Origin of the sequence: Flavobacterium sp. SH_e (assembly GCF_025717045.1) — a bacterium.
GTDB lineage: Bacteria > Bacteroidota > Bacteroidia > Flavobacteriales > Flavobacteriaceae > Flavobacterium.
Genome location: NZ_JAOVZN010000006.1, coordinates 648,019 through 672,807, shown reverse-complemented (window position 1 = coordinate 672,807; position 24,789 = coordinate 648,019). Strand labels below are relative to the sequence as shown.

The following is a 24,789-nucleotide window of genomic DNA, read 5'->3' as shown; positions in this document are numbered from 1 at the left end:
GCGTTAAAATTGTCAATTATAAAAATTTCAGATACCTTTATTATTAATTAGATTTTTTTCAATTAATCCCATGAAACGTAAAATAACCTTAAAACAGATTGCAAAGGAACTTGACGTGTCTATTTCAACTGTCTCAAAATCACTGCGAAACAGTCTTGAAATTGGCGAAGAAACACGATTAAAAGTGCAGGCTTTTGCAAAGTTTTACAACTATAAACCCAACAATATTGCCCTTAGTTTAAAGAACCGAAAAACTAAAAGTATCGGCATTATTATTCCAGAAATTGTACATTATTTTTTCTCTACGGTTATCAACGGAGTTGAACAGGTAGCAAACGAATATGGATACAGTGTAGTTATCTGTGTATCAGACGATTCTTTTGATAAAGAAGTTCTAAATATGGAGATGTTGGCCAACGGAAGTATCGATGGTTTTATCATGTCTCTTTCGAAAGAAACACAATTTAAAGGCGACTTTCATCATATCACTGAAGTTATCAATCAAGGGATGCCTGTAGTAATGTTTGACCGCGTTACAAACGACATTTTATGTGATAAAGTTATTATTGATGATAAAGCTGCTGCATACGAAGCTGTTCAAAGTTTAATTGACAACGGACGTAGAAAGATCGCTTTGGTAACTACCGTAGATTATGTAAGCGTTGGAAAACTTAGAACTGATGGCTATGAGAAAGCACTTTTGGACAACGGAATTGCTTTTAGCGAAGATTTAATAATCAAAATTGAAGATGTAGATACTTGTGAGATAACTATTTCTGAGCTTCTCCATGCAAGAGCTTTTGATGCTGTTTTTGCTGTAAATGAACTTTTTGCGGTAACTATTATCAAAACAGCAAATAAAATGGGACTAAAAGTTCCTGAAGATTTAGCCGTAATTGCATTTACTGATGGAATTATTTCCAAATATTCAACTCCAACCATTACAACAGTAAGTCAGAGTGGCGAAAAAATGGGTAGTAAAGCTGCCAAAATGCTTATCGAAAGGCTTGAAGCCGAAGAAGATGATGACGAAGAGCATACTGAAAATTACACAACAGAAGTCATAGAAACCCATTTAATAAAAAGAGAATCTACTGACTAAAAATCTTAAAATCAATACTTTCTAAAGCCATAAAAAATATTTATGGCTTTTTTATTAGCATAAATAAAAAAATAATTAATACTTTTACGGCCGTCAAGGCTTTTACTTTTACTTCGAAAAAACAGTAAGTTTTGATAAGCAAAGCGCTTATCGTATAATTTTTTACAAATTACGATAATGGAAAAGCGTAAATTAAGTTTCTGGGAAATCTGGAATATGAGTTTCGGTTTCTTAGGAATACAAATGGGGTTTGCACTTCAAAATGCAAATGCCAGTAGAATTCTTCAAATTTTCGGTGCCGACGTACATGAACTTTCTTGGTTCTGGATTATTGCTCCTTTAATGGGATTAATCGTTCAGCCTATTATTGGTCATTACAGCGATAGAACCTGGGGACGGTTCGGCAGACGAAAACCTTTCTTTTTAGTAGGCGCTATTTTAGCTTCGGTTGGATTAATATTAATGCCGCAAGCCAATATCTTCATTTCTATTTTACCAGCTTTATGGGTTGGAGCTGGAATGTTAATGATTATGGATGCTTCTTTCAACATTGCCATGGAGCCTTTTAGAGCTCTTGTTGGCGATAATTTAAGAACAGATCAGCGTACTGCAGGATTTAGTATCCAAACTTCTTTAATAGGTTTTGGAGCTGTAATTGGTTCGGCCTTGCCTTACATTTTAACAAAATGGCTTCATGTGCCAAACAGTACAATTCCTGGGAGTGTTCCATTAAACTTGACCTTGTCATTTATCATTGGCGCAGCAGTTTTAATTGGTTCCATCTTGGTTACGTTACTTACAACCAAAGAATATTCGCCAGAAGAATTGGCAAAATTTGAAGATCCTCAAAATGAGGTGGTTTCTGATTCTGAGGAAAAATCAAAAATTACAGACATCTTTACCGATTTTGCAAAAATGCCAACAACAATGCGCCAGTTAAGCTGGGTGCAATTTTTTTCTTGGTTCGGTCTATTCGGAATGTGGGTTTTTACTACTCCAGCAATTGCACATCATATTTACAAACTGCCATTAAATGACACTTCAAGCCAGCAATATCAAGATGCTGGTGACTGGGTTGGAATTCTTTTTGGTGTTTATAACTTAGTTTCGGCTATTGTTGCTTTGTTTTTCTTGCCATACATAGCAAAAAAAATTGGGCGAAAAGCAACACATTCACTTTCATTGGTTATTGGCGGAATTGGCTTAATATCGATTTATTACATGCCAAATGAAGACTGGGTTATATTTCCAATGGTTTTAATTGGAGTTGCTTGGGCAAGTATTTTAGCAATGCCTTATGCAATCTTAGCAGGATCTATTACACCTAAAAAAATGGGTGTTTACATGGGAATTTTCAACTTCTTTGTTGTTATCCCACAAATCGTTAATGCATTAATTGGAGGTCCTATTGTAAAATATCTTTACAACGGAGATGCCATTTATGCTTTAGTCACAAGTGGAGTTAGTTTTTTAATCGCCGCTGCTTTAGTTTCTAAAGTAAAAGATGTAGACGACTTTACTCAAAAATCATAATTAAAAGAATAATTTTTCCCTCACAATGAACAAAAAGGCATTTATATTCGACCTTGACGGCGTAATTGTAGACACCGCTAAATACCACTTTTTGGCCTGGCAGAAAATCGCTCAGTCATTAAATATAAATTTTACACACGAAGACAACGAACTATTAAAAGGTGTAAGCCGTGTACGTTCGTTAGATATTATATTAGAATTAGGCAATGTCCAAGCTTCTCAAGAAGACAAAGACAAATGGCTAATTCAAAAAAATGAAGATTATTTATCTTATCTAGTTGACATGGATGAAAGTGAGATTCTTCCAGGAGTTTTAAAAGTGCTACAACTATTGAGAGATTTAAATCAAGGAATTGCATTGGGTTCTGCCAGCAAAAATGCAAGACCAATTCTAGAAAAAACTGGAGTTCTATCTTACTTCGATGTTATTGTTGACGGAAACGATGTCAGCAATGCAAAACCAGATCCGGAAGTTTTCTTGAAAGCGGCTCAATTATTAGACATTGATCCAAAAAATTCAATTGTATTTGAAGATTCTGTTGCCGGAATCCAGGCAGCAAATATTGCAGAAATGGTAAGTGTTGGAATTGGTGAGGAAACAATTTTACATGAAGCTGATCATATTTTTAAAGATTTTACCCAAATCGAAACAAGCTTTATTGAAGAGTTAATTGGATAATTAGAAAATGTGTCAATGAGATAATGTTGCTCATAGACAAATATTCTAATGCAACAATTGCTCAAATGAATGTAAAAAGTTAATAAGAAACCAAGGCAATTATCTAATTACCAAATTGCCGAATTATCTAATTTAAAAGATGAACCAAGATTATATAAAACCAGACAATTGGTCTATTATTGAAGAAGGATTTGATGCAGAGAGAGTAAAATCTTCTGAAAGTCTTTTTAGTATCGGGAACGGCGCTATGGGACAGCGTGCGAATTTTGAAGAATCTTATTCCGCAGAAACTTTTCAAGGAAGTTATATCGCCGGAATTTATTATCCAGACAAAACAAAAGTGGGCTGGTGGAAAAACGGTTATCCGAAATATTTTGCCAAAGTACTTAATGCTCCAAACTGGATAGGAATTGATATTGAAATCAACGAAGAAAATCTTGATTTAAATACTTGCGTAGAAGTTAGAAACTTCCGTAGAGAATTGAATATGAAAGAAGGATGGTACAATCGTTCTTTTGAAGCGGTTCTAAAAAACGGAACTGAAATCGCCGTAAACGTTCGTCGTTTTCTTTCGTTAGATTTAGACGAAGCCGGAATCATTAAATACGATATTACACCTTTAAATAAAGATGCAAAAATCGTGTACAAACCTTACGTTGACGCTGGTGTAACCAATGAAGATGCGAACTGGGAAGAAAAATTCTGGGAACCGCTTGAAGTTAAAAAAGGCACAAACGAAGCTTTTTTAACGGCTCAAACTTTCAAAACGCATTTTAAGGTTACTACTTTCATGCACAATACGATTTTTGCTAATGGAGAAAATGCAAATATTTCACCGTCAACAATCGATTCAACAACGGATAAAGTTCAATACACATACGGAACTATTATCGCAAAAGGACAAACCTCAACAATTCAAAAAATTGGAGGTTATACAGTTTCTTTAAACCACGAAAATACTTTGGCTGGAGCCGAAAAAGTAATTAAATCCGCAGTTGCTTTTGGATATGACGCACTTCTTCAAAACCAAATTGATGCTTGGGCAAAAATCTGGGAAATGTCTGATATTACAATCGAAGGCGATGTAAAAGCACAACAAGGAATTCGTTTCAATATTTTCCAATTGAACCAAACGTATTCAGGAAAAGATTCTCGTTTAAATATTGGTCCAAAAGGTTTCACAGGAGAAAAATACGGCGGATCAACTTATTGGGACACTGAGGCTTATTGTATTCCGTTTTATATGGCAACAAAAGACCAGCAAGTTGCAAGAAACTTATTGACGTATCGTTACAATCAATTGGATAAAGCGATTGAAAACGCTAAAGATAATTTAGGTTTCAAAAACGGTGCTGCTTTATATCCAATGGTTACCATGAATGGTGAAGAATGCCATAACGAATGGGAAATCACACACGAAGAAATCCACAGAAATGGTGCGATTGCTTTTGCGATTTACAACTACAACCGCTACACAGGCGATTACTCTTATATTCCAGAAAAAGGTTTAGAAGTTTTAATCGGAATTGCGCGTTTCTGGCATCAAAGAGCTTCTTTTTCAAAAGATAAAAACCAATACGTAATTCTTGGAGTTACAGGTCCAAACGAATACGAAAACAACATCAACAATAATTTCTACACCAATTATATTGCAAAATGGTGTATTGATTTTGCTGCTGAACAAATCGAAAAAGTAGCTTCAGAATATCCTGCAGATCACAAAAGAGTGATGGAGAAAGTTAGCCTTTCAGCGAATGAAATTCAGGAATGGAAAAAAGTAGCAGACGACATGTACTTCCCTATTTCTGAAGAACTTGGAATCTATTTGCAACAAGACGGTTTCTTAGACAAAGATTTAGTTCCAGTAAAAGACTTAGATAAATCACAGCGTCCAATTAACCAAAAGTGGTCTTGGGATCGTGTGTTACGTTCGCCTTACATCAAACAAGCTGACGTTTTACAAGGTTTTTATTTCTTCGAAGATCATTTTTCTAAAGAAGAATTAAAACGCAATTTTGAGTTCTATGAATCGTTTACAGTTCATGAAAGTTCGCTTTCACCTTGCGTGCACTCTATTCAAGCCGCAGCTTTAGATAAAATGGACATGGCATATACATTTTATTTAAGAACTTCTCGTTTGGATTTAGACGATTATAATAAAGAAGTGGAAGAAGGTTGTCATATCACGTCAATGGCCGGTACATGGATGAGTATCGTGGAAGGCTTTGGAGGAATGCGTGTTAAGAATGATCAGCTTCATTTCTCACCTAAAATTCCAAAAGAATGGAAAGGTTATTCGTTTAAAATCAATTTCAGAAATCAAATTCTGAAAGTAGCTGTAAATCACAACGAAACAACATTTACTGTAGACGGCGATCAAGATTTAACAATTATTGTTAATGGAAAACCTGAAATTGCAAGTAAATTTGTACAAATAAATTAAATTACAATACATATAAAAATCTAAAAAACATGAAAAACTTATTTTTCGCAAGTTTAATCTTGTTTGCTTTTAGCTCAATTGCAGAAGCACAACAATTAAAATCACCCGAAGGAAAGTTCGTAATGGAATTTTCTCTTCAAAACGACGGAACTCCAGTTTACAATTTAAAATACAAAAACAAAGAAGTTGTAAAAACCAGTAAATTAGGTCTTGAGCTTAAAGATGATAAAAAATCTTTATTGAATGACTTTACAATCGCTGATACTAAAACTTCTACTTTTGACGAAACTTGGAAACCAGTTTGGGGAGAAGTAGATCACATTAGAAATCATTATAATGAACTGGCTGTTACTTTAAACCAAAAAAGTACCGACAGACAAATCGTAATCCGTTTCCGTTTATTCGATGATGGTTTAGGATTCAGATATGAATTTCCAGCACAAAAGAATCTTACTTATTTTGTTATCAAAGAAGAAAGATCTCAATTTGCCATGACTGGAGATCATACTGCTTTCTGGATTCCGGGAGATTATGATACTCAGGAATACGATTATACAAAATCAAAATTATCTGAAATTAGAGGTTTATCTCAAAAAGCATATACAGCAAACGTTTCTCAAAAATCTTTTTCTCCAACAGGAGTTCAAACTTCTTTGATGTTAAAAACAGCTGATGGAATCTATATCAACTTACACGAAGCTGCTTTGATTGACTATTCTTGTATGCACTTGAATTTAGACGATAAAAACTTCGTTTTCGAATCTTGGTTAACTCCAGATGCAAAAGGAGATAAAGGTCATATGCAAGCGCCAAATCATTCGCCTTGGAGAACGATTATCGTGAGCGATGATGCTAGAGAAATCTTGGCTTCAAAAATGACTTATAACTTAAACGATCCATCAAAAATTGACAACACTTCTTGGATTAAACCAGTAAAATATGTTGGTGTTTGGTGGGAAATGATTACAGGAAAAAGTTCTTGGTCATATACAAACGATTACCCAACAGTTCAATTGGGTGTTACAGATTTCGCGAAAGCAAAACCAAACGGAACGCACGGAGCAAACAATGCTAACGTAAAAAAATACATTGACTTCGCTGCTGCAAATGGTTTCGACGCTGTTCTGGTTGAAGGATGGAACGAAGGTTGGGAAGACTGGTTTGGACATTCTAAAGATTATGTTTTTGATTTCTTAACTCCTTACCCAGATTTCGACGTAAAAGCTTTACACGAATATGCTAAATCTAAAGGTGTAAAAATCATCATGCACCACGAAACTTCAGGCTCTGTTCGTAACTACGAACGCCACATGGATGCTGCTTACAAATTCATGAACGATAACGGATATGATGCTGTAAAAAGCGGTTACGTAGGTGATATTTTGCCAAGAGGTGAAAACCACTACAGCCAATGGATTGTAAATCACTATCAATATGCTATCGAAAAAGCAGCTGATTACAAAATTATGGTGAACGCTCACGAGGCAGTTCGCCCTACAGGAATTGCAAGAACGTACCCGAACTTAATTGGAAACGAGGCAGCAAGAGGAACAGAATACCAAGCTTTTGGAGGTTCTAAACCAAATCACGTTACGGTATTACCATTTACACGTTTAATTGGAGGTCCAATGGATTACACTCCTGGTATCTTCGAAATGGATATCAGCAAAATGAATCCTGAAAACAAATCTCATGTAAATAGCACAATCTGTAACCAATTAGCATTATACGTTACTATGTACAGCCCATTACAAATGGCAGCTGATACTCCGGAAAACTACAACCGTTTTCCAGATGCATTCCAATTCATTAAAGATGTGGCTGTAGACTGGTCAGAAAGTAAATATATTGAAGCTGAACCAGGTGATTTTATCACAGTTGCGCGTAAAGCAAAAGGAACAAACAACTGGTTCGTTGGAAACGTAAACGGAGAAACTCCTCGTACGTCAAACATCGATTTCAGTTTCCTTGAAAAAGGTAAAAAATACACAGCAACAATTTATGCTGATGCAAAAGATGCGCATTACAAAACTAATCCGCAAGCTTATACTATCAAGAAAATTGCTGTAACGAATAAATCAAAATTATCTCAGTTTTCTGCTCCAGGAGGAGGTTATGCGATAAGCATTATTGAAAACAAATAATTTTTCTAAGACAAGTAATTTTCCCCCATAATTACTTGTCTTTTTAATATAATTCCGAATTAAGAAGTTAAATTTGAGAGAATTATTTTCTTCATCTCTAGATAAATTTAATATGCGCTTCAAACTTAATTTCTTGATTTTTCTTTTTGCCATTTTTGGATTTAATACCTATTCGCAAACCAAAACAAAAGCATCTTATGATTATCTTTTGTATTTGCCGAAAGACTATGCAAAAGCAACCAAAAAATATCCACTTGTCATTTATTTACACGGTGGTTCGCAAAAAGGAAACGATCTGAATAAACTGAAAATATACGGTCTTCCCTATTTAGTAGAAAAAGGTCAGGATTTTGATTTTATAATTGCTTCGCCTCAATGTCCCGACAATAAATACTGGTCAACAGAAAATTGGTTTGAGACATTATATACCGATTTAGAAGCAAAATATAGGATCGACAAAAGCAGAATTTATATTACTGGAATCAGTATGGGAGGTTACGGCGCTTATATAGCTGCCTTAGACTTTCCCGATAAATTTGCCGCAGTTGTTGCGCTTTGCGGCGGAATTAACGACAGCGATTTAACTAGAATATGCAATCTCAGTAAAATTCCAATTTGGGCTTTTCATGGCACAGCTGATGATAAAATCCCGTTTAGTGAAACGGAAAGAATTGCAAAAGCCCTTGAATCGTGTGAAACCAAAAACAATTTCAAGTTTACCCGTTTAGAAAATGAAGGGCATGAAATTCAGTATCTATATGAACAAAACTCTGAAATTTATAAATGGATGCTGAAAAAAAAGAAATCTAAGTAATATGAAACAGTCAATAATCATTTTTACAAGCTTATTACTTTTTAGTTGTAATAAAAAAGAAAACACAATTGATTTGTTAGATTATTCTTTTTCTGGAACTTTTAGTCAGGTTTATTCTTTAAAAATAAATCAAACCGACACCGTTTATATACATCAAGAATGGATGGGCCATCGTTTGAAAAATGGTATTTCCGACCCAAAAGATAAAACAAACTACTATGCAATTTTAAATGAAAAGGAAAAATTAAAACTATTCAATTATATAGAAAAAGTCAATCTATTCAAATACAAATCTGAATATTCTTTAGAACATATTATTGATGGAAGCACTTATATAATTGGCATAACAAAGGATAACAAAAAACAAAATGATATCTGTCTATGGTGGTGGTGCACCTAAAGAAATTGATTCAATTGCAATATTGATAAATAATCTGAAGCAGAAACTTGTCTTAAAAGAGACTAAAAAAAATCTTCACTTTGAAAGTCAAAAGATAATTTCTTTTATAAAGCCACCTCTTCCTCCGCCAGTAAAAAACATCAATAATTAATGTTCTAATTGAACTAAAAACGAAAACTATGAACTACTTAAAAATAAACCATCATATCTTTAGATTAGCCTTAATGGTTTTGTTGTTTACCGCTTCCGCGAAAGCGCAAATCCAAAAAGTAGAACCACCTTTCTGGTATGCAGGAATGAAAAATTCAGAACTGCAAATCATGTTCTACGGAAAAAATATTGCACAATATGAAGCCTCGGTTTCTAATAATGTTGCGATTAAAAATGTAGAAAAAACAGAAAACTCAAACTATCTTTTTGTAACTATCGATACGAAAGATGTTAAAGCTTCTGAATTGGTTTTCTCTTTCAAAAACAACAATAAAGTTGCCTTTAAACAAAAATATGTACTGAAAGAAAGAAGAGCAAATTCGGCAGAAAGAAAAAGTTACGATGCATCGGATTTGATTTATTTAATCATGCCAGATCGTTTTGCGAATGGAAATCCTAAAAATGATAGCGACGCTTCTTTAACAGAAAAAGGAAACCGCCAAGATCCAAGCGGACGTCACGGCGGCGATATCGAAGGAATCATCAAAAACTTAGATTATATTTCGTCTCTGGGTGCAACTACAATTTGGAGTACGCCTTTATGCGAAGACAACGACAAACAACATTCGTATCATACGTACGGACAATCTGATGTTTACAAAATCGATCCCCGCTACGGAACAAACGACGATTACGCGCGTTTAGCAGCAGAAATGCACAAAAAGAACATGAAACTGGTTATGGATTATGTGACCAATCACTGGGGAATCACACATTGGATGGTGAAAGATTTACCAACAAAATCATGGCTTAATCAATTTGAAAACTACACACAAACGCACCACAGACGTGAAGTAATTACAGATATTCACGCTTCAAAAATCGATCAGGAAGTTTGTGTTGATGGATGGTTTGTGCCTTCAATGCCAGATTTGAATCTGAGAAATCCATTAGTTGCAAAATACCTAACTCAAAATGCCATTTGGTGGATTGAATTTGCTAATCTTGATGGATTTAGAGTAGACACTTACAACTATTCAGATAAAACTGCCATGGCAAATTGGGCAAAATCTATTACAGATGAATATCCGAACTTTAATATTGTAGGTGAAATCTGGATGCACAATCAAGCGAATTTAGCTTTTTGGCAAAAAGACAGTAAAATTGGTGCTATTGAAAATTACAATTCAAACCTTCCAAGTGTAATGGATTTTACGCTTCAAAGCCAGATTACTTCTGCTTTCAACGAAGATACACCAAACTGGGATAGCGGATTGATTAAATTCTACAACAATTTTGCAATGGATTTTTTATATCCAAATACCAATAATATTTTGGTTTTTTCCGAAAATCATGACACCGATCGTATGAACGAAAAGTTCAAATATGATTTACCGAAATACAAACTAGCCATGACTTTATTGGCAACAGTTCGCGGAATTCCGCAAATCTATTACGGTTCAGAAATCGGAATGGGCGGAGATAAAGGCAAAGGCGGCGATGCTGATATTCGTCAGGATTTCCCAGGCGGATGGGCTGGCGATAAAAACAATGCTTTCACGGCAGCAGGAAGAACCGCAGAACAAGCAGCTTTCTTTGATTTCTCTTCAAAATTATTCAACTGGAGAAAAACAAACGAAGCCGTTCATTTCGGAAAAATGACGCATTACATTCCGGAAAACAATACTTATGTGTATTTCAGATATACAGATGCTAAAACCGTAATGGTGGTTTTCAATAACAATGCAAAGGAGCAAATTGTAAAAACAGCTCGTTTCAAAGAAAGCATCAAAAACTTTAAATCTGGTAAAGATGTTATCACAGGAAAAACATTCGATTTAGCTTCTGAAATTACATTGGAACCAAAATCAGCTTTGGTTTTAGAATTGGAATAGGCCTAACCGCAAAGTTCGCAAAGACAAGCGCAAGGTTCGCAATATTTTTTGCCACAGATTAATGTATTATCACAGATTTAAAATCATTTTAATCTTTTAATCTGTGGCAAAATTTCAACAATATGTATGGTAGAGACGCACATCAGTACATCTACGCAAAGTTTTTCCGCCATGAATTCACGAATTATTTGACAATCCAGAGAATAAAAACTCGTGAATTCGTGGCGGAACTTTTTTATTATAAATCTTCGTTAAATTTGAAATAAATGAAAAAATACACTTTCCTTTTTTTATCTTTAGTATACTTAACAATGAGTTGTTCTGGCTCAAAATCAGTTACAATGAATAATACTTCAAAAACACCTTTCGTTTGGGAAGGAGCAAATGTTTATTTTTTACTTACAGATCGTTTTTACAACGGAGATACTTCCAACGATGTCAATTTTAACCGAACCAAAACTCCGGGAAAACTCCGCGGATTTGAAGGCGGTGACATCATCGGAATCACAAAAAAAATTGAATCAGGATATTTTGAAAAACTAGGAATAAATGCCATTTGGCTTACGCCGATTGTCGAACAAATTCACGATGGTGTTGATGAAGGAACTGGATTGAGTTACGGCTTTCACGGTTATTGGGCAAAAGACTGGACGGCCTTAGATCCTAATTTCGGAACCAAAGAAGATTTAGCCAATCTGGTAAAAAAAGCGCATGAAAAAGGGATCAGAATAATTCTTGACGGAGTTATCAATCATACAGGACCAGTAACTCCAGAAGATCCTGTTTGGCCGTCTGACTGGGTTAGAACTGGCGTTGTCTGCGATTACAAATCGTTCGAAAATACTACAATGTGTACTTTGGTAGATAATCTTCCAGACGTTAGAACTGAAAGTAATCAGGAAGTACAATTACCTCCTTTCTTAATCGAAAAATGGAAAAAAGAAGGTCGTTATGAAAAAGAAATAGCGTCATTGGATGAATTTTTCAAAAGAACAAATTATCCAAGAACGCCAAAATATTACATCATTAAATGGCTAACCGATTATATATTAGAATTCGGAATTGACGGTTATCGTGCCGATACAGTAAAACACACCGAAGAAGGTGTCTGGGCTGATTTCAAAAAGGAATGTGATTATGCATTTGAAACTTGGAAAAAACACCATCCTTTACAAGTTCTAGATCAGAATCCGTTTTATACAATTGCTGAAGTTTACGGTTACGGAATCAGCGGTGGTCAGGATTATGATTTTGGAGATAGAAAAGTAAATTATTTCCAAAACGGTTTCAACAGCATGATCAATTTTGAGTTTAAATGGAATGCTGCTCAGAACGATTACGAAGGTTTATTTTCGAAATATTCAAACGCTTTAAATAATGATCTAAAAGGATATTCTGTCCTAAACTATATGTCTTCACACGACGACGGACAGCCGTTTGATGCCAATAGAACAAAAAGCATTGAAACAGCCAATAAACTATTACTTTCTCCAGGAATGTCTCAGGTTTATTATGGAGATGAATCCGCAAGATCTTTAGTTGTTGAAGGCACTCAGGGCGATGCAACCTTACGTTCAAACATGAATTGGGACGATATTCAAAATAATCCTGAAACGCAGAAAACACTTTTGCATTGGCAGAAATTAGGTCAGTTTAGACGAAATCATCCTGCTGTTGGCGCGGGCGTTCATAAACTAATTAATCCGTATCCTTATACTTTTTCTAGAACGTTTACTCAAGGTTCTTTTACAGATAAAGTTGTTATGGGGTTAGATTTACCAAAAGGCAGAAAAGAACTTCCTGTTGGTGATATTTTCCCAAACGGAACAAAACTTAAAGACACTTATTCAAATCAAGAAGTTGAAGTTATTGATGGAAAAGTCATTATCGACAATGATTTTGATATTGTTTTACTGGAATTAATTTAACCGCAAGGTACGCTAAGATTTACGCTAAGTGCGCTAAGTTTTTTTAGCCACGAATTCACTAATTTTTTATTCTCAAAAATTGTAAAAAAATAATTCGTGAATTCGTGGCTATTTAATTTTTAATAAATTCCTTGTGTGCTTTGCGTAAAACTTTGCGACCTTTGCGGTTAAACACACAACAGATGTTAAAGATTGCACATCGAGGCGCCAAAGCCTACGAACCTGAAAACACCTTACAAGCTTTTCAAAAAGCCTTAGACCTAAATTCAGACGGAATTGAACTCGATGTTCATTTGAGTTCCGATGGACATATTATAGTAATTCATGACGAAACCATCGATAGAACCACTAACGGAAAAGGAGAAGTAAACACTTTTTCTTTAGCAGAATTAAAATCATTTTTGACTGATAGAAAACACCAAATCCCTACTTTAAATGAAGTTTTCGATTTGGTAAACAAAAAATGTCTCATCAATATCGAGTTAAAAGGTTTAGAAACTGCTCCTAAAGTTGTTGCGCTAATTGAGGAATACATTGCAGAAAAAGGCTGGAAATGCGAGCATTTTATTATTTCAAGTTTCGATTGGAGTATGTTGGAGGAAACATCAAATCTAAACCCAAATATCCCGATTGGTGTTTTAACAGAAGAAAATCTTGAAACCGCCTTGGCTTTCGCCGAAAAAATAAAAGCAAAAGCCATTCATCCTGATTTTCAGTTATTGAATAAAGAAAATGTTCAAGAAATGCAGAAAAAAGGATTTCTGGTTTTACCATGGACGGTAAACTCAGAAGAAGACATTCAAAAAGTAAATAGTTATCAAGTAGACGGAATTATCTCTGATAATCCAGACAAAATATAAAAGTAAATAGCCACGAATTCACGAATTATTTTTTTACAATCTTTGAGAATAAAAATTCGTGAATTCGTGGCTAACAAAAAAATATGATTAAAAATTTCGACATAATCATCGTTGGCGGAGGCGCTGCAGGTTTTTTTACCGCGATTAATATTGCAGAGAAAAACCCAAAGCTGAAAATCGCCATTTTGGAAAGAGGAAAAGAAGTTCTTTCTAAAGTTCGCGTTTCCGGAGGCGGACGATGCAACGTTACGCACGCTTGTTTTGAACCTAACGAATTAGTAAAATTTTATCCTCGTGGAGAAAAAGAACTTCGTGGACCATTTCATCAATTTTGTTCGGGAGATACAATCGAATGGTTCGAAAAACATGGCGTAGAATTAAAAATTGAAGAAGACGGTAGAATGTTTCCGGTTTCAAACTCTTCACAAACTATTATCGATTGCTTCTTAAAAGCAACAGAGAAATTAGGCATAAAAGTCTTGACTGGACAAAGCGTTCAATCGATTTTCAAGAAAGAAAATCATTGGAAAATCGATACACAAACTGACAATTATGTTGCCGAAAAATTAGTAATGGCAACAGGAAGCAATCCTAAAATTTGGGAAATGCTTCAGCAACACGGACACGCGATTGTAAGCCCTGTCCCTTCTCTATTTACTTTCAATATTAAAGATTCTCGAATTAAAGAATTACCAGGAGTTGCTGCACAGGTTACCGTAAACGTAAAAGATACAAAACTGGAATCAACAGGACCTTTATTAATTACACATTGGGGAATGAGCGGCCCAGCAATCTTAAAACTTTCGGCTTGGGGTGCGCGTATTCTGCATGATAAAAATTATCAGTTTACCATTTTTGTGAATTGGCTAAATGATGTTGATTTTGAAGATGCAGAGAAAATCCTAAAAGACTTAAAACAAGAACACGCTAAAAAAGCGGTTTCTAAAAAATCCCCTTTTGACTTTCCGAATCGTTTGTGGGAAAGTTTGGTTTTGGCTTCGGGAATTGATTCTGAAACGAAATGGGCCGATTTATCTAAAAATCAATTGCAGCATCTGACTTCACAACTTACAAAAGCCGAATTTAAAGTCAACGGAAAAAGCACTTTTAAAGAAGAATTTGTAACCGCAGGCGGAATAGATTTAAAAGAAATCAATTTTAAAACCATGGAAAGCAAAATTCACGAAAACCTTTATTTTGCTGGTGAAATTGTAAATATAGACGCTATTACGGGCGGATTTAATTTTCAGAATGCCTGGACGAGCGGGTTTATTCTGGCACAAAATATTTAATAGAAAATGAAATTTAAAGGAATTATTTTTGATTTAGACGGAACTTTGGTAAACTCATTACACGACATTTCAGATGCGATGAATAAAGTCCTTACCGCTCTAAATTATCCTACACATAGTTACGACACATATCAATATTTTATCGGAAGTGGTTTACGAAATTTGGTAAGCAAAGCATTACCAGCCACAAACAATTCTGATGATGAGATCGAAAGTTGTTTTGAATGTATGGTTGATGAATATACCAAAATCTGCACGTTGAAAACAAAACCATATGACGGAATTGTTGAATTACTTGAAAAACTGACTTCACAAAACATCAAAATGGCTGTTTTCTCCAACAAAGCCGATGAGTTAACTAAGAAAATAGCAACAGAATTATTCCCAAAACAATTCGATACAGCAGTTGGTCTAAGCACAGAAGAACTTAAAAAACCAAATCCGTTTGAAGCGATTGAAATCAGTAAAAAATGGAATTTAAAACCAGAAGAAATCCTTTTTGTTGGCGATTCTGACATTGATATGAAAACTGCTGTAAATGCAAATATGTTTCCAGTTGGCGTTACTTGGGGTTATAGAACCGAAGAAGAACTGAAATCTAGCGGAGCAAAAGTGGTTATTAATAATGCTTCGGAATTAATTGAGATCTTATAATCGTGAATGCTGAATTACAAAAACAAATAGTATCGATTGCTTCATTTTCTGAAAATGAAATCGAATTAATTGATTCTTGTTTTGAATATGAAAAATTTACTGCCAAAGAATATCTTTCGTCAATGGGAAAAATCAGCAACAAGATTTTCTTTATTCTCGAAGGTCTTGCTCGTGTTTATTATTTAAAAGACGGAAAAGAAATCACCACTTATTTAAGCTGTGATGAAGGTTTTATTGCATCGTATTCCAGTTTTATAAATCAATCTGTTTCTTTTGAAAATATCCAATGTATCGAAGACTGTGAAGTTCTTTCTATCACTTTCGAAAAAATGCAATTTTTGTATAACAAAATTCCGAATTGGGAACGTGTTGGAAGAATTCTCGCCGAGCAAAATTATCTTTGCATGGCAGATCGTGTTTTAAAACTTCAAATGATTCCGGCAAAAGAAAAATACCAAACTTTTTTAACTTCGGCTCCAGCCAAAATAATACAGCGAACGCCTTTAATTTATATCGCTTCCTTTCTCGGCATTACTCCAGAATCGCTGAGCAGAATCCGTCAGGATATTTCTTAACATTTATCAAGTGAGTTGAGAAACTGAATTCAAATCTTTGTCAAAATAAAATTTGAAAAAGATGAAGAATATTGCCAAAGACGTTTACCAAATCCCTTTATTCCCAAGAAACGCCATAAATTGTTATTTGATTGAAGATGTTTTAATTGATGCAGGAATTCGAAGTTCAGCAAATACAATTTTTAAAGCAATTAAAGACAAAACCGTAAACAAACATGCCTTAACTCACGCTCACGCCGATCATCAAGGAAGCAGTAAAATAATCTGTGAAACACTGAATATTCCGCTTTTATGCAGTGAACCTGAAAAAGAATTTGCCGAAAATGGAAATGTAATTACAGAATATCCAAATCCGAATCATTTAATTTCAAAATTTCAGAAAAACTTCTGGGCAGGAAAAGGAACTCCTGTTTCTCAAACCTTAAAAGAAGGTGATCAAATTGGCGGATTTACAATTATTGAAACTCCTGGACATTCTAGAGGTCATATCTCATTTTTCAGAGAGAAAGACGGCGTTTTGATTGTTGGCGATGTGATGACCAATATGAATCTTCTAACTACAAAAGTCGGATTGCATGAACCACCGCATTTGTTTACCGCTGACAAAGAAACCAATAGAAAATCTATTCTAAAATTAGCTTCCCTAAAACCAAAAATACTTTGTTTTGGTCACGGACCTGTTTTAGTGAATAATGGAGAATTCGAAAAATTCATTCAAAAAATCAACATTACTTATTAACAAGAATTTACAGATTCTGTAAGTTTTCGTTAAGAGTATTCTAATAATTTTACTCTCAACTAATTAATCCTATATGAGAGTAAAATTACTTACCACAATTTCTATTTTCACTTATCAACTTACCTTTTCTCAAAACGAAAAGATACTCAACGGAAAAGTTCTTGCGCAGAATATTCCGCTTAATAAAGTAGAGGTAATTAATAAAACTGCCAAGACCAGCACGAGGACAAACGAACTTGGCGAATTTTCGATTCTGGTACGACCGCAAGATAGTGTTTTGTTTTTCTCTAAAGATTACTTTTTTAAAAGACTTAAAATTTCTCAGGAAAATATAGATCAAAACAATATTGTTGTGAATATGATTCTAAAACCGGAAGAACTGGATGAGGTCTTAATCACAACTATAAAATTCCCTCATGTTGGCGCTACTGCAGAAGTTTCAGATTCGATTGCATTGCAGAGAGCATCTCGAGATTTACGAAAATACACTGGAGTTTATGACGGTTCCATTTCAAATGGAATGAATTTTGGCGCTATGGGAGCAGGCCTTTTAAGTTTGTTTAAAAAAGATGATACTAACAATAAAAAACCTAAAAAGAAAACTCCTGAATTGGATTTCAAAACATTTGTTGAATCAACTTGTCCTTTAGATTTCTTTACGAAAGATTTAAAATTAAATCCTGATGAAAAAGCTCTTTTCCTAGACTTTTGTACAGCCGATCCGCAATCGGAAATTATTCTAAAAAAGAAAAATTTACTTTATACAATGGATTTTTTGTTTGCTAAAAATGAAGAATTTAGGAAGCTGAAGTAGCTCAACTTGAAACCAAGAAAAAACCTGAAACAAAATTTTACTTATTCAACCACCAAATACTGGCATTTAGAACTGTTGCAAACCCAACCCAAGCTAAGTAAGGAATTAATAAATAACCCGCAGTTTTATTGATTTTGATAAATTTTAAATACGTTTCGTAAATCATCAGCCATAAAAGCACAATTTCGATTAAAGCTAACATCGGATTTTTTAATCCGAAGAATAAATAAGACCAAATTGAATTTAAAATCAATTGAATAATGAAGAAAAGCAAAGCTTTTTTAACTTCTTCTGTCTCTACTTTAATTTTGTCCCAAACTAACGCTGCTGCAACAGCCATTAAAATGTAAAGTACTGTCCAAACGGGCATAAAAATCCAATTCGGCGGATTAAAAACTGGCTTTTCTAATGTCACGTACCAAGTCTCAATACTTGGTCTTGTTACCAAACTTGCAGAATATCCAACTGTTAAACAAATTACTAAAGCTATGGCGATTTTTACGAACTTATTCATGACATCAAATTTTGAATTCAAAAATAGGCAAAAGAAAATTTAAACCATATAAGTGATATAAGTTCATTTTAGCAAATTCCGCTTATAATTTCTTAAATAACTTATATGGTGAAAAATGAAAAAGTTATCTTTGCCAAAATTTTATAATTCATGTTAACAGCAGCCGATTTTATACCAAATCCATATACTTCAACAATCGAAAACGGGAACTTTGAGTGGAGCGCTCCAAGCAATATTGCATTAGTAAAATACTGGGGAAAAAAAGAGAACCAGATTCCGGCAAATCCTTCTGTTAGTTTTACGCTTAACAACTGTAAAACCATTACGAAATTGGCTTTTTCTAAAAAAGACGCTTCGACTCTCCACAGTGGAGCAAATGGTTTTTCTTTTGATTTGCTTTTTGAAGGAAAACCAAAAGAAGATTTCAAGCCAAAGATTCAGAAGTTTTTGGAAAGAGTTGAGGTTTATCTGCCGTTTTTAAAGGATTATCATTTTACGATTGATACGCAGAATACTTTTCCGCACAGTTCGGGAATTGCTTCCTCGGCTTCTGGAATGGCAGCATTGGCAATGAATTTTATGAGTTTGGAAAAACTTTTAAATCCTGAAATGACCGATGATTATTTCTATCAAAAAGCTTCATTTTTGGCACGTTTAGGTTCTGGAAGTGCTTGCCGAAGCGTAAAAGGAAATGTGGTAGTTTGGGGAAATCAGTCAAATATCGAAGGAAGCACAGATTTGTTTGGTGTGGAATTTCCATATACAATTCATGAAAATTTCAAGAATTATCAAGACACCATTTTATTGGTTGACAAAGGCGAAAAACAAGTTTCGAGCACGGTTGGACACGATTTGATGCACAATCATCCGTATGCAGAAAGACGTTTTGCCCAAGCACATGAAAATCTGGATAAATTGATCACTATTTTTGAAAGCGGAGATTTAGAAGAATTCATCAAAGTTGTAGAAAGTGAAGCACTGACTTTACATGCTATGATGATGACCTCAATGCCTTATTTTATTTTGATGAAACCAAACACGCTTCAAATCATAAATGCAATATGGAAATTCAGAAATGAAACCCAAATTCCAGTATGTTTTACGCTTGATGCTGGCGCGAATGTGCATGTATTATATCCTGAAAACGTTAGCGAAAAAGTACTTCAATTTATTCAGGACGAATTAGTTGTATTTTGTCAGAATAGTCAATACATTTGCGACAAAATTGGAGAAGGCGCGATTGCATTATAATTTTGCGTATCTTTATATTTATATTACATATATTTTAAGTCAGAACATGAATACTGCAACTATAAAACTTTACGATCTATTTAGAAAAGAACTTAATCTTGATGAAAGTAAGGCTAAGGAATTTGTCGAAGCAATTGACAGAACTATTAGTGAAGAAATTAGACAAGATAAAAGCGAAATTGCCACTAAAGATTTTGTGAAAAAAGAAATTGTAGATGCAAAAAATGATATGATAAAATGGTTTGTTGGTCTATTTTTTGCCTTAGCCATGATGATTATTGGATTATATATTAAAGGTTAAGAATCAATAGAAACAACTTCGAATTAAGAAAGACATAAAATAAATCATGAAAGGACCATTATTTTATTCAAAAATATTACTTTTTGGAGAGTACGGAATTATCCGCGATTCAAAAGGGCTTGCTATTCCTTATAACTTTTACAATGGCGCTTTAAAAAAGTCGGAAGAACCTTCAGACGAAGCTATTGCATCAAATAAAAGTTTAAGAAGTTTCGCTTCATATCTTGAAGTCCTACAAACACAGCAGCCAGAACTGGTTACTTTTGATTTAGAAAATCTAAAAAATGATGTCGAATCTGGAATGTATTTTGATTCTAGTATTCCACAAGGATATGGTGTTGGAAGCAGCGGAGCGCTTGTTGCAGCTGTTTATGATAAATATGCCGCAAATAAAATCACGGTTTTAGAAAATTTAACCCGAGAAAAATTACTACACTTAAAAAATATATTTTCTCAAATGGAAAGCTTTTTCCACGGAAAAAGTTCTGGTTTAGATCCGTTAAACAGTTACTTAAGCATTCCTATTTTAATCAATTCTAAAGACAACATCCAAACGACAGGTATCCCAACTCAAAGTGTTGACGGAAAAGGAGCTGTATTTTTATTAGACTCTGGAATTGTAGGAGAAACAGCTCCAATGATCAGCATTTTTATGGAAAGCTTAAAAGACAAAGGTTTCCGTGCGATGCTTAAAAACCAATTTGTAAAATACACCGATATCTGCATCGACAACTTCTTACATGGAGATATGAAGTCTTTGATTGGCAATACTAAAAAACTTTCTAAAGTAGTTTTAAATAACTTCAAACCAATGATTCCAGAGCAATTTCATGGAATCTGGCAACACGGAATCGATACAAATGATTATTATCTAAAACTTTGCGGTTCTGGAGGCGGCGGTTACATTCTAGGTTTTACTGAAGATTTAGAACGTGCAAAAGCAGCCCTGAAAGATTATAAGCTAGAGGTAGTTTACCAATTTTAAGTTTAAACTTCTTAAAACACATAATTATTTGAATACACTTTCCTAATATTTAATCCTAAAAAAGTTACTGAATATGAAGAGTATTTTAAAAATTATCAAAGCAACTTTTTTAGGAGGACTTGTATTTTTAGTGCCACTAGTCGTTTTACTAATTGTTTTAGAAAAAGGATATGGCATTATTCAAAAAACGACACTTCCGCTTGTAAGTAACTTACCAAATATTAGTGTTTTAGGACTTGCAATTCAAGAACTTATTGGGATACTTATTATAATTCTAATTTGTCTAGTTGCAGGATTATTAGCAAAAACTGCCAATGCAAAAAAGCTGGTCGAAAGATTAGAAGATGGCATCTTGAGCTTTGTTCCAGGATATTCATTTATGAAAAACATGAATGAAAACATATTGGGTTTAGAATCGAAAGATGATTTAAAAGTAATTTTAGTTCCTACTGACGCTGGTTTGCAATTTGCTTTTTTAATTGAGCAAGTCAGTGATGATAAATTTACAGTCTTTATACCAGATGCTCCGAATCCGTGGAGCGGATCTGTAGTTTTTGTTGATAAAAAAGACATCACAGAAATTGATATTACGCAAAAACAAGCTTTAGCCTGCATTAGAAAACTGGGTTATGGTTCTAAAGAATTGTTAAAAAACAAACTCTAAATTTTTGAATTAAAAAATATCTTTTAACTTCCCTCATCTAATCCAAACAAACCAAACTTTATGTTAAGCAGACAGCAAAAACTTTTAATAATGAAAATTGTTAGTCTGTTCTCTGTGGTTAGAGGTTATAACATTCCCATTATTGTTCTAGCGCAATATTTATCAGCGATATTTATATTAGCTCCAGAAATTCGAGCGTTGGACATTCTATTAGATTTTTATTTATTTCTGATTGTTTTTGCTTCTGCTATTACGATTGCTTCTGGGTATATCATAAATAATTTTTACGACAGTCAGAAAGATTTAATTAATAGGCCCAACAAATCGATGCTAGATCGTTTGGTTAGTCAAAAAACGAAATTGAACGTTTATTTTAGCTTAAACTTTCTTGCTGTTTTAATGGCTTCTATTGTTTCTTGGAGAGCTTTTCTGTTCTTTTCTGCTTATATTTTCCTGATTTGGTTTTACTCTCATAAAATAAAAAAGTATCCGATTATTGGGAATCTAATGTCGGCGTTGCTTGCTGTAACTCCTTTTTTTGCCATTTTATTGTATTTTTACAATAAGATTTCGTTTGAGGAAATTGAGAATCATATGAGCCATTTTGTAGTGATTTCGGCGCATGCTATTTTCTTATTTTTACTTTTACTTATTCGTGAAATGATTAAAGATTTAGAAAATCTAAAAGGCGATTTAATAACCCAATATAGAACAATCCCAGTTTTGTATGGCGAAAAAATCTCTAAGCAAATCATTACGGCTTTGACCCTTTTGACTATTTTACCTGTTTATGTTTTGGTTAATATTCATGATGTTGGCTACATGGACATTTACTTTTATGTCTGTTTTGGCGTTTTACTTTTTTTCCTGATTTATTTATGGCAATCAAATTCTAAAGAGCAGTTTTTAAGGCTTCATAACGTTTTAAAATTCCTGATTGTTTCTGGTGTTTTCTGCATCGTATTGATTAATCCTAGTGTTTTATGGCACGGAAAAGAATTGATTTCTAATTACTAAAGTCTTTCTATTTTTCTCGCAGATCTGGCAGATTTATCAGATTATTTTCTTTCGTGTAGCTATCGGGATTGCTAATCTATGTGTAGTAACAATCTTTAAAAGAAGCCAATTGTTTGATTTTAGCCCCGATTGAAGTGGAAATCTTTTTATTTTTTTCTTTAAAAAATAAAAAATTGAAACGAAAAGCGGGAAACCATGCCTCAAAAAAAGCCAATTGTATTGCTCCTGAACATCTTAAAATAAAGTGCTATTAATCTAAGAACATTGAACTTAAGATTTATTAGCAGGAAAAAACTATCTTTGCACAAATTAATGATTCTATGAACAACAAGGAAGGCAACAATAAAAGAGGCGGATCGAGACCAAATAGCTCACGATCAAACTCTAACAAGCCAAAACCTCCTATGGCTAAGCGCGCGCAAGGGCCTAAAAAAGTAAAACCTGAAGTTAAAGCTGCTCAGGAAGCTGCTGCTGAAAAATTCAGAAAACAAAATCAGCCAGCAAAGAGACAAAAAGCTTCAGATGAAATTCGTCTGAACAAATACATCTCTAATTCTGGCGTTTGCTCTCGCCGTGATGCCGACATTTATATTCAGTCTGGAAACGTTAAAGTTAACGGTAATGTAGTTACTGAAATGGGTTATTTGGTAAAATTAAATGATGTTGTAAACTTTGATGGCGTTACACTAACTCCTGAAAAGAAAGAATATATTTTATTGAATAAACCTAAAAATTTTACAACTGCTCTTGATGAAGGCCAGGAATACCGTAACGTTCTAGAGCTAGTTCGTGGTGCTACAAATGCAAAAATTGCTGCTGTTGGAAGAATGGACAAGAATACAACTGGTTTGCTATTGTTTACGAACGACACTGATATGATTCGTAAATTTACACTACCGAATCAAAAATCGTCTAAGATCTATCAAGTCTCTTTGGACAAAAACTTGAAATTTGAAGATTTAGAAAAAATCAGCAAAGGCTTAGTTCTTGACGGACACCGCGTATTTGTTGAAGAAGTAAGCTATATTGATAATGAGCCAAAAAGCGAAGTTGGCCTTAAACTGCGTACTGCTAACGTAAAAGTGGTGCGTGCTATTTTTGAATCTTTCGAGTATAATGTATTACGAATTGATCGTGTTTCGTTTGCTGGATTGACCAAAAAGAATCTTCCTCGCGGAAACTGGCGCTTTTTGACCGATCAAGAAATTATCAATTTGAAAAACGTTTAAGCGTTTTTCAAATTTAAATCACAAACAAATCCTGTTTTCTTCTTGAAAATGGGATTTTTTATTTTTTAGAAACTAAAGAAATTATGTCCGAAAAGGGTAAAAATAGATCTTCCGATAGATTGGTTTTTTTCTTCTACTGTTTCGTAATTTGAAAAACCTAGGATGATTTTGATTCCGGGTGGAATGCTGTTTAGAATATCTCTCTTTTGATCGTCTAAAAGGAGCTTTAAACTTTCTAATAATTGAAGATTGAATCTTAAGTAAGACATTACTAGTAATGCCGAAAAGTTAAGTATTTCGCGAGCTGTTTCGCTTTTTATACCCACTTCGTTTGAAACCATTTCTGAAATTCTTCCTTTTTTATTTTCGAATAATTCCTTCAGTAAAACATTTCCTTCCAAACGGTAACAGTCGTCGACTGATAAAATTCTGCCTGCATTAAAATCTACTTCCTGGTAAAAAGTAGAATCTTCTTTGATTAGTGCAACTATTTCGGAGTAAAAATCAGATTCTTCAGCTTTGTTGTAGAGTCCCATTAAAATTGTGCCAATCGAGACGTCTATTCCCTTGATTAAAAGTGCATCGTTCTCAAAATAAAACTTGTTTAACTTGGAGACTACATTAGAAGAAATAAAGCGTCTAAGTTCAATTTGTAGGTTTGGGGTCATACTCATAACTTAAAAAAATGATTATTTATACTCGTTTAAAATAATCGATAAAGTGAGGCTTTTTATCGTTTATCGTGATAAAAATATAAAATATTTTAACATTTCCAAAAATTAAGTTAAAAATTTGCCCGCTTAGTA

23 protein-coding genes are annotated in these 24,789 nt (G+C 34.0%); 21 read left to right on the top strand and 2 right to left on the bottom strand.

The window, feature by feature from the left end; genetic code table 11:
* The first annotated feature begins 70 nt into the window (after window positions 1–70).
* The 15 genes from OD917_RS13835 (at window position 71) to OD917_RS13765 (ending at window position 18,022) form a co-directional block, all read left to right on the top strand.
* Entirely contained in the window at window positions 71–1,102 is a 1,032-nt protein-coding gene (locus tag OD917_RS13835; protein WP_129746103.1) for a LacI family DNA-binding transcriptional regulator, read from the top strand.
* Between the two features lie 177 nt (window positions 1,103–1,279).
* A complete protein-coding gene (locus OD917_RS13830; RefSeq protein WP_263524049.1) occupies window positions 1,280–2,635 on the top strand; it encodes an MFS transporter in 1,356 nt (451 codons plus the stop codon).
* A gap of 25 nt (window positions 2,636–2,660) precedes the next feature.
* Entirely contained in the window at window positions 2,661–3,314 is a 654-nt protein-coding gene (gene pgmB / locus OD917_RS13825) for a beta-phosphoglucomutase (protein ID WP_129746101.1), read from the top strand.
* A 139-nt stretch (window positions 3,315–3,453) separates the two neighbouring features.
* A complete protein-coding gene (locus OD917_RS13820) occupies window positions 3,454–5,757 on the top strand; it encodes a glycoside hydrolase family 65 protein (RefSeq protein WP_263524048.1) in 2,304 nt (767 codons plus the stop codon).
* A gap of 29 nt (window positions 5,758–5,786) precedes the next feature.
* Window positions 5,787–7,901, top strand: coding sequence for a glycoside hydrolase family 97 protein (locus tag OD917_RS13815; protein WP_263524047.1), 2,115 nt, complete (start codon window positions 5,787–5,789; stop codon window positions 7,899–7,901).
* Window positions 7,902–8,013: 112 nt separating this feature from the next.
* The gene (locus OD917_RS13810; RefSeq protein ID WP_263524046.1) at window positions 8,014–8,715 is read left to right on the top strand and encodes a prolyl oligopeptidase family serine peptidase; all 702 of its coding nucleotides are present in this window, start codon (window positions 8,014–8,016) and stop codon (window positions 8,713–8,715) included.
* 1 nt (window position 8,716) lies between these two features.
* Window positions 8,717–9,115 carry a hypothetical protein gene (locus tag OD917_RS13805; protein ID WP_263524045.1) on the top strand — a complete coding sequence of 133 codons (399 nt, stop codon included), beginning with the start codon at window positions 8,717–8,719 and terminating at the stop codon, window positions 9,113–9,115.
* A 179-nt stretch (window positions 9,116–9,294) separates the two neighbouring features.
* Complete coding sequence (locus OD917_RS13800) at window positions 9,295–11,160, top strand: glycoside hydrolase family 13 protein (RefSeq protein ID WP_263524044.1); 1,866 nt, start codon at window positions 9,295–9,297, stop codon at window positions 11,158–11,160.
* 266 nt (window positions 11,161–11,426) lie between these two features.
* Entirely contained in the window at window positions 11,427–13,088 is a 1,662-nt protein-coding gene (locus OD917_RS13795) for an alpha-amylase family glycosyl hydrolase (protein ID WP_263524043.1), read from the top strand.
* A 182-nt stretch (window positions 13,089–13,270) separates the two neighbouring features.
* Window positions 13,271–13,948: a glycerophosphodiester phosphodiesterase gene (locus tag OD917_RS13790; protein WP_263524042.1), complete on the top strand. Its 678-nt coding sequence runs from the start codon at window positions 13,271–13,273 to the stop codon at window positions 13,946–13,948.
* A gap of 83 nt (window positions 13,949–14,031) precedes the next feature.
* Window positions 14,032–15,240, top strand: coding sequence for an NAD(P)/FAD-dependent oxidoreductase (locus OD917_RS13785; RefSeq protein ID WP_263524041.1), 1,209 nt, complete (start codon window positions 14,032–14,034; stop codon window positions 15,238–15,240).
* 6 nt (window positions 15,241–15,246) lie between these two features.
* On the top strand, window positions 15,247–15,894 hold the full coding sequence (locus OD917_RS13780) for an HAD family hydrolase (protein ID WP_263524040.1): 648 nt from the start codon (window positions 15,247–15,249) through the stop codon (window positions 15,892–15,894).
* Window positions 15,895–15,896: 2 nt separating this feature from the next.
* On the top strand, window positions 15,897–16,469 hold the full coding sequence (locus tag OD917_RS13775; protein WP_263524039.1) for a Crp/Fnr family transcriptional regulator: 573 nt from the start codon (window positions 15,897–15,899) through the stop codon (window positions 16,467–16,469).
* A gap of 61 nt (window positions 16,470–16,530) precedes the next feature.
* Window positions 16,531–17,208, top strand: a complete 678-nt coding sequence (locus OD917_RS13770; RefSeq protein WP_263524038.1) for an MBL fold metallo-hydrolase — start codon at window positions 16,531–16,533, stop codon at window positions 17,206–17,208.
* Window positions 17,209–17,281: 73 nt separating this feature from the next.
* A complete protein-coding gene (locus tag OD917_RS13765) occupies window positions 17,282–18,022 on the top strand; it encodes a hypothetical protein (protein WP_263524037.1) in 741 nt (246 codons plus the stop codon).
* A gap of 37 nt (window positions 18,023–18,059) precedes the next feature.
* Here the strand turns inward: OD917_RS13765 and OD917_RS13760 are convergent, their stop codons facing one another.
* On the bottom strand, window positions 18,060–18,536 hold the full coding sequence (locus OD917_RS13760; RefSeq protein WP_263524036.1) for a TspO/MBR family protein: 477 nt from the start codon (window positions 18,534–18,536) through the stop codon (window positions 18,060–18,062).
* A gap of 150 nt (window positions 18,537–18,686) precedes the next feature.
* Between OD917_RS13760 and OD917_RS13755 the strand changes: the two genes are divergently transcribed.
* From OD917_RS13755 to OD917_RS13730, 6 genes are all read left to right on the top strand, one after another.
* Window positions 18,687–19,787, top strand: a complete 1,101-nt coding sequence (locus OD917_RS13755) for a diphosphomevalonate/mevalonate 3,5-bisphosphate decarboxylase family protein (protein WP_263524035.1) — start codon at window positions 18,687–18,689, stop codon at window positions 19,785–19,787.
* Between the two features lie 46 nt (window positions 19,788–19,833).
* On the top strand, window positions 19,834–20,088 hold the full coding sequence (locus OD917_RS13750) for a hypothetical protein (protein ID WP_263524034.1): 255 nt from the start codon (window positions 19,834–19,836) through the stop codon (window positions 20,086–20,088).
* 46 nt (window positions 20,089–20,134) lie between these two features.
* Window positions 20,135–21,073 carry a mevalonate kinase gene (locus OD917_RS13745; protein WP_263524033.1) on the top strand — a complete coding sequence of 313 codons (939 nt, stop codon included), beginning with the start codon at window positions 20,135–20,137 and terminating at the stop codon, window positions 21,071–21,073.
* 73 nt (window positions 21,074–21,146) lie between these two features.
* Complete coding sequence (locus OD917_RS13740; RefSeq protein ID WP_263524032.1) at window positions 21,147–21,737, top strand: DUF502 domain-containing protein; 591 nt, start codon at window positions 21,147–21,149, stop codon at window positions 21,735–21,737.
* Window positions 21,738–21,797: 60 nt separating this feature from the next.
* Window positions 21,798–22,754: a geranylgeranylglycerol-phosphate geranylgeranyltransferase gene (locus OD917_RS13735; RefSeq protein WP_263524031.1), complete on the top strand. Its 957-nt coding sequence runs from the start codon at window positions 21,798–21,800 to the stop codon at window positions 22,752–22,754.
* 320 nt (window positions 22,755–23,074) lie between these two features.
* The gene (locus OD917_RS13730) at window positions 23,075–23,983 is read left to right on the top strand and encodes a pseudouridine synthase (protein ID WP_263524030.1); all 909 of its coding nucleotides are present in this window, start codon (window positions 23,075–23,077) and stop codon (window positions 23,981–23,983) included.
* A 65-nt stretch (window positions 23,984–24,048) separates the two neighbouring features.
* Here the strand turns inward: OD917_RS13730 and OD917_RS13725 are convergent, their stop codons facing one another.
* Window positions 24,049–24,651, bottom strand: a complete 603-nt coding sequence (locus OD917_RS13725; protein WP_263524029.1) for a DUF937 domain-containing protein — start codon at window positions 24,649–24,651, stop codon at window positions 24,049–24,051.
* Window positions 24,652–24,789: the final 138 nt, after the last annotated feature.